Below are 6,963 nucleotides of genomic sequence, written 5' to 3' on the forward strand. Positions count from 1 at the left end.
AAAGGTGCGTATTACGTACCTTTATTTAATCATCATTAACATAATCAGGGTGTCTGCAACAAACAGGGCATAAATATTCGGCAATTTCATCATTTATTTCAAAATAATGCAAATCTCCTAAGCTCCATTCAGCTCCACAAGAATCACAAGATTGCAAAATATCGTTAGACTCTTCATTTTTGCAATATAAACATCTGTATCCTGTATAACTATCAATATTAGGAACTAAGGTTTCCAATGAGCATTCTGGACAATCTAAAACTTGATGTGGATAATCTAATAGTCCCTTGTTTCTAGTTAATTCAATAGTAATTCTTTCTTTTATTTTTTGAGCTTTCATCAAAGCACGCATTTTCTCTGCACTTAAATGTGTTCTGCTTTTAAAATTTGGAACAAAGTTTTCATTGCTTTGAGTATCAGGAAATTTATTGACACTACCAACTTCTTCAATGACTTCTTGGGAAATATTTAGACTTAAATATTGTCCAGCATATGTGATAAAACATTCTGTATCATACATTAAAAAGTTATCTAATCCGCCAACATTAAGTGCTTCATCAAGAATCTCAGGTTTCGGCTGAATTGCCTTTTCCCCCCTTGCTTCAATGGTTAAAAACCAATCGCCTTTTTTACTATCGCCAGTTACAAATATTAAATTTTTAGATTCAATATTTTTTGCGTTGTCCAAAATTTGTTGCCAAATAATATAATCTGAATACTTTTTTTGATATTGTAAACCTTTATCAAAACATAATTCATCTTTATTTCTATCTCCAAATCCAGGTGCAATTTCTAATTTAAAGCGTCTTTCGGCTGCTTTTTCAAGCTCATTTATTGCTTTTTGTTCTGTTGGTCTTGAACCAACTTTTCCGTCAAACAATTCAAAAATTTTATCTCTAATGGGGTCTTTTCCCTTTAATTTTATCTCTTTTTCCAATTGAGATTCCAAATCTTTATTGATTTTTTCAGCAAGACTTTTAATTTGCTCATAAATTTTATCTGTATCAATTTTATGAGTCTTTTTTAAAGATAAACTATTTATATTGCTCGCCAAATGACTTTCTAGCCCAGATATAGTTTTTATTATTTTTGAAAAATTTCCAATCTCATTAGAAATAACTGTAAGTCTATTTTTATTAAATTCCAAAGCAATATGATGCGGAATCCACAGCCTATCCTTAATTTTGTCTAGGGTTTTAAAAAATTCATCTCTTGTTTTTTCTTTATACTTATATAAGTTAAGCAAAGCACTTGTATCAAATACAAATGTGGCTGTTTCCCAAATTTGCTTATACTCTTCTTGGGTGTAGTCAAAATAACGATATTGTCTGAAATTTTTCATCACTAAATCCTAAAAAATTAGTTGAACAAGACAATTCTACCACAAAATTGCCTTGTCCTTACACGATTTACAAATTTTTAGCTATCTAAGAACTTACTCGCAAACTCCCTAAGCACACCCCCCGCCTTATAAGTTCTCACATCGCTATCACTATCAAGGCGACATAAGACAGGCACGGTTTGGGTCTCGCCATTGTTGCGTTCAATGACAAGCTCCAATTCACAGCGAGCCGAGATTTCCCCTTGTACCGAATAAATTTCCGTACCATCCAAGTTAAGCGTATGGCGATTTTGACCGTTGATAAATTGCAATGGCAACACGCCCATTCCCACAAGGTTGGTGCGGTGAATGCGTTCAAAGCCTTCCGCGACAATCACTTCCACACCTGCAAGCCGTACGCCTTTTGCCGCCCAGTCTCGGCTTGACCCTTGCCCATAATCCGCCCCTGCAATGATGATTAAAGGCTGACCCCGCTCCATATAGGTCTCAATCGCTTCCCACATTCGCACCACTTGCCCGTCTGGTTCAATGCGAGCCCAAGAGCCTTGACGGGTTGTGCCGTCAGCGTTTTTGACCATTTCATTAAAGAGTTTGGGATTTGCCAAAGTCGCCCGTTGTGCGGTCAAATGGTCGCCTCGGTGCGTGGCATAACTGTTAAAATCTTCTTCTGGCACGCCCATTTTTGCCAAATATTCGCCCGCCGCCGAATTTTTGACAATGGCATTGGACGGCGATAAATGGTCGGTCGTGATATTATCAGGCAAAATGGCAAGCGGTCGTAAATTTTTAAGTTCGCAAGTTTTTGCCAATGCCCCTTCCCAATAGGGCGGACGGCGAATATAAGTGGATTTTTCACGCCAAGTGTAAAGCGGACTGCTTGCTTTTTGTGATTTATCCAAATCAAACATTGGGATATAAATTTCACGAAATTGCTCAGGTCTTACGCATTTTGCCACGATGTCATCAATTTCATCATCGCTTGGATAAATGTCTTTTAGATAAATCGGCTCGCCATTATAGAAGCCCAATGGGTCGTTTTCAATATCAAAACGAATCGTCCCAGCAATCGCATACGCCACGACAAGGGGCGGACTTGCCAAAAACGCTTGTTTTGCTTGTGGGTGAATGCGTCCGTCAAAGTTGCGATTGCCCGACAATACAGCTGTGGCGTACAAATCACGGTCGATGATTTCTTGTTCAATCTCTGGTCGTAATGCACCGCTCATACCATTACAAGTGGTGCAGGCATAAGCGACAATGCCAAAGCCCAATTTTTCAAGCTCAGACAAAAGCCCTGCTTCTTCTAAATAAAGGCGAGCAACCTTAGAACCAGGGGCAAAGGACGATTTAACCCAAGGTTTACGAACAAGCCCAAGTTCATTTGCCTTTTTTGCCAATAATCCTGCGGCAACGGTGTTTCTTGGGTTGGAAGTGTTGGTGCAACTGGTTATCGCTGCGATAATCACCGCTCCGTCAGGCATTAGTCCGTCTGTGCGATGTTCTACCGTCCCTGCAATGCCTTTTGCCTTTAAATCTGCCGTTGCCACGCGTGCGTGTGGGTTACTAGGGCCTGCGATGTTACGAGTTACCTTTGATAAATCAAATTGCAATACTCGTGGATAGACCGCCTTTGTCATTTTATCCGCCCACAGTCCAATGGTTTTGGCGTATTGTTCCACCAATTTGACTTGGCTTGGCTCTCGCCCTGTCAAGGTGAGATAATCCAAAGTGTTTTGGTCAATATAAAATAGCCCTGCGGTCGCCCCATACTCAGGGGTCATATTGGCAATGGTCGCTCTGTCGCCCACCGACAAACTGTCCGCCCCTTCGCCAAAAAATTCAAGATAAGCCCCAACCACTCGCTCGGCTCGTAAAAATTCGGTCAATGCCAAGACAATGTCGGTCGCTGTAATGCCCGCCTGTCGTTTTCCTGTTAAATGCACGCCCACAATGTCAGGCGTACGCATCATTGACGGCTGTCCAAGCATTACGCATTCGGCTTCTAGACCGCCCACGCCCACCGAAATCACGCCCGATGCGTCCGTATGTGGCGTATGGCTGTCCGTGCCAACACAGGTGTCAGGGAACGCCACACCGTCTTTGACTTGCACCACAGGCGACATTTTCTCTAAGTTGATTTGGTGCATAATGCCGTTACCCGCAGGGATAACATCGACATTTTCAAAGGCGGTTTTTGTCCAATTGATAAAGTCAAAACGGTCATCGTTTCGGCGGTCTTCAATGGCACGGTTTTTGGCAAAAGCGTCAGGGTCATCACCCCCGTGTTCCACCGCAAGCGAGTGGTCAACAATCAGCTGAGTTTGTACCACAGGATTGACTTTGGACGGGTCGCCCCCTGCTAGGGCTATCGCATCTCGTAGCCCCGCCAAATCCACAAGGGCGGTCTGTCCCAAAATGTCGTGGCATACCACCCGTGCAGGATACCAAGCAAAGTCTAATTCTTGTTTATTGTCAATGAGTTGTCCTAAGTATTCAGGGAGTTTTGGGTCATCGTTTTCGTTACGAACCAGTTGTTCGGCAAGGACTTTGGCGGTGTAGGGCAAGCGTTCATAGGCATTGGGGCGAATGTCGTTAATCGCCTGTTCTACATCATAATAATGTAGCTCGGTGTTTGGTAGGGGTTTACGGTAGTTTTTCATTGCTAAGTTTCCTTTTCTTTGGCTGTGAAAAATTAAATAATAAACGCTATTTTGAGTTTTGGGTAGGGGTTATGCCTTGATAAAATTAGCATTATGAACCCAAATACCGTCTTTACCAACAAAATAAGTATGATAGTCTTCTACTTCTAAATTATATATAGAAGTTTTGAATTTATTGTAAGTATGTGAAAGCAAGTTATTAAATGGATTTTGATTACTACAAGAAATTTTTGGAAAATCATCAACATAAATATATTCTCCGTTATAAGTCTCTTCTAGGCTTTCTCCATTAAGATCACTAATATAGAATGTTTTTAAACCTTCTGATGAAATTATTACAATACCTTGATCCCATTCATCATTAAAGTCTTTATTGTGAACCAAACCAACTACATCTCTTGTTTTAGTAGCTACTTCAAAAACTTCAACAGCTCCAATCAAATACGCATTTATGTCTTGGGATTTAAAGCTAAGTTTTGAACCTATTTGTAAATCAATGGTTGAAGTCCATTTATTATCGGATTGAACCCATACCAAATGATTGTCTGTTAAATAGATTGATTTGATTATTAAAGGCTCTGTTTCGGTAATATAGGAAATTTGTGTAATTGCGTTTTCCCCCAAACAAAAAGTTCTTAAAACACGCTTATATTCAGTTGGAGCATCTCTACCGCCAAATTCAGGACGAGATAACACCATATCACCCACTTTAATCTCTTGAATTGGCACTAACCCTTTATCGGTATGTACCAAAGTACCAGCAGGAAAACCTTGATTTGACATTATGACTGTCCTATTTTTAAAGAAATATTGATTAAAAAGCATTATAATAACTTAAAAATTAAACAAATATAAGGCACATTCTCCCAAATGCACCTTATATTTTTACCATTTATCTTTCATTCATCGGCACAAATTTTAAATTCTCAGGGCCTGTATAATTAGCACTTGGGCGGATAATTTTACCGTCCGCTCGTTGTTCCAAAATATGAGCCGCCCAACCTGCGGTGCGAGCCATTACAAAAAGCGGGGTAAACATTGCAGTAGGCACACCCATTTTTTGATAAGACACGGCAGAGAACCAATCCAAATTCGGGAACATTTTTTTCTCATTCCACATTACCGTCTCTAATCGCTCGGCAATGTCAAAGAGTCGCATATCGCCTGTTTCTTCACTTAAATCTTTGGCAACTTGTTTAATCACTTCATTTCTTGGGTCGGCAATGGTGTAAACAGGGTGTCCAAAGCCGATGATGATTTCTTTTTTGGCAATGCGTTCTTTAATATCGGCTTCGGCTTCATCAGGGCTACGATAGCGTTTTTGAATGTCATAAGCGACTTCGTTCGCTCCGCCGTGTTTTGGACCTTTTAACGCCCCAATCGCCCCACAAATACACGAATACATATCCGAACCTGTGCCTGCAATCACTCGGCTGGTAAATGTGGACGCATTAAATTCGTGCTCAGCGTATAAGATTAGGCTAATATGCATTGCCTTTCTGTGATATTCATCAGGTCGCTCGCCGTGCAATAAATGCAAGAAATGTCCGCCAATAGAATCTTCTTCACTTTCTACACTAATACGTTTGCCATTGTGGCTATATTGATACCAATACAAAAGAATAGAACCAAGAGACGCCAATAATTTATCGGCAATATCACGGGCTTCGCTGGTTGGCATACTTTCTCGCTCTGGAAAAACACAGCCAAGCATTGAAACACCCGTCCGCAAAACATCCATTGGGTGCGTATGAGCAGGCAGGCTTTCTAATACTTCGATGACCCGAATTGGCAAACCACGCATTGATTTTAATTTTTGTTTGTAGGCAATTAATTCATAGCGGTTTGGCAAATGTCCGTGAATTAAAAGATGAGCGACTTCTTCATATTCGCAATTATTTGCCAAATCCAAAATATCATAGCCACGATAATGCAAATCATTGCCCGATTTACCAACCGTACAAAGAGCGGTATTGCCTGCGATTTGTCCGCTTAGGGCAACTGATTTTTTGGGCTTAAAGCCGTCAATTTTGGGTAGGGTTTGTTCACTCATAGCAGTGTTCCTTTTGTCCTTAATGGGAAAATGATAATTTATTTTAATTTTTTTTAAAAATGTTAAATAAATTATCGGCTTTTGGATAATGATATTAAAACGCTTAATAATTATCCGTTTTTTAAATATCCTTTTTAAAACTCATTGGGATATTTAAATTTTTTAAAAAGTTTTGGGTTTGGCGTAAGGTACATATAACGCACCGTTTTTAAAATTATTCATATAAATCAAATTCATCATCATTTTTTAAACCTTTAATAAAGGTTGCAAAATCTTTTGCTAAAAATGTTTTTTCATAATCACATTCTTGGTCAATATGGATAATGCAAGGTTCGCCATTTTTGCCACATTTGCTATAATCAAATGCAACCATATCGTGTCCTGCTGACGGACAACTTGCAAAATAAACACAGTCATTAGGATAACCCCATTCATCAATCATAAATTGACTACCAAGTTCACCACAGAGTGAATAATCTTTTTCTCTATGTATGCCAAAAATACCTGTAATGGCAATATGGTCTTCTGCCCAAGAAGTCGGTGTATCAGTTGAATGGCAAGTATTAAAGGGCGTACCGCCATTTTGATAACGCATAAATTCAATATAATCTTCTGGTAATTTAAATCCAAGTTCATTTTCAATTTCTAATAACAGTTCATCAGAAAATGGCTCGCTAATATAGGCTTCTTGGGCGTATTCATCATTATCCCAAAAATTTTCAAAATCAAAATCTTTAAATGTTTCACTCATAAATTTTTACCTTTTAAAATTAAGATACTCTTTAAATGGTGCGTGTTACGCACCTTTGTATACCCCTTTTAAGGTATAATAAGCAAAAACCTGTTATCCACATCTTGTACGCACCTTAGAACCATAAGGGCAACCACCAAGATAAGTTCGTGTCGTA

The 6,963-nt window shown here is 39.3% G+C and carries 5 protein-coding genes; all 5 read right to left on the bottom strand.

Translation table 11 applies throughout. The features are described from left to right. Positions 1-25: 25 nt before the first annotated feature. Positions 26-1,342 (bottom strand): PIN-like domain-containing protein, encoded by a 1,317-nt coding sequence (locus B5J93_RS11060; protein WP_079326430.1) that lies wholly within the window; start codon positions 1,340-1,342, stop codon positions 26-28. 77 nt (positions 1,343-1,419) lie between these two features. Next, on the bottom strand, positions 1,420-4,002 hold the full coding sequence (acnD, locus tag B5J93_RS11065; protein ID WP_079326431.1) for a Fe/S-dependent 2-methylisocitrate dehydratase AcnD: 2,583 nt from the start codon (positions 4,000-4,002) through the stop codon (positions 1,420-1,422). Positions 4,003-4,071: 69 nt separating this feature from the next. Continuing rightward, positions 4,072-4,785: a Hint domain-containing protein gene (locus B5J93_RS11070; RefSeq protein ID WP_079326432.1), complete on the bottom strand. Its 714-nt coding sequence runs from the start codon at positions 4,783-4,785 to the stop codon at positions 4,072-4,074. A gap of 109 nt (positions 4,786-4,894) precedes the next feature. Continuing rightward, a complete protein-coding gene (gene prpC / locus B5J93_RS11075; RefSeq protein ID WP_079326433.1) occupies positions 4,895-6,055 on the bottom strand; it encodes a bifunctional 2-methylcitrate synthase/citrate synthase in 1,161 nt (386 codons plus the stop codon). Between the two features lie 214 nt (positions 6,056-6,269). Continuing rightward, on the bottom strand, positions 6,270-6,806 hold the full coding sequence (locus B5J93_RS11080; protein WP_079326434.1) for an SMI1/KNR4 family protein: 537 nt from the start codon (positions 6,804-6,806) through the stop codon (positions 6,270-6,272). Positions 6,807-6,963: the final 157 nt, after the last annotated feature.

The sequence above is a fragment of the Moraxella equi genome (assembly GCF_002027555.1).
Taxonomy (GTDB): domain Bacteria; phylum Pseudomonadota; class Gammaproteobacteria; order Pseudomonadales; family Moraxellaceae; genus Moraxella; species Moraxella equi.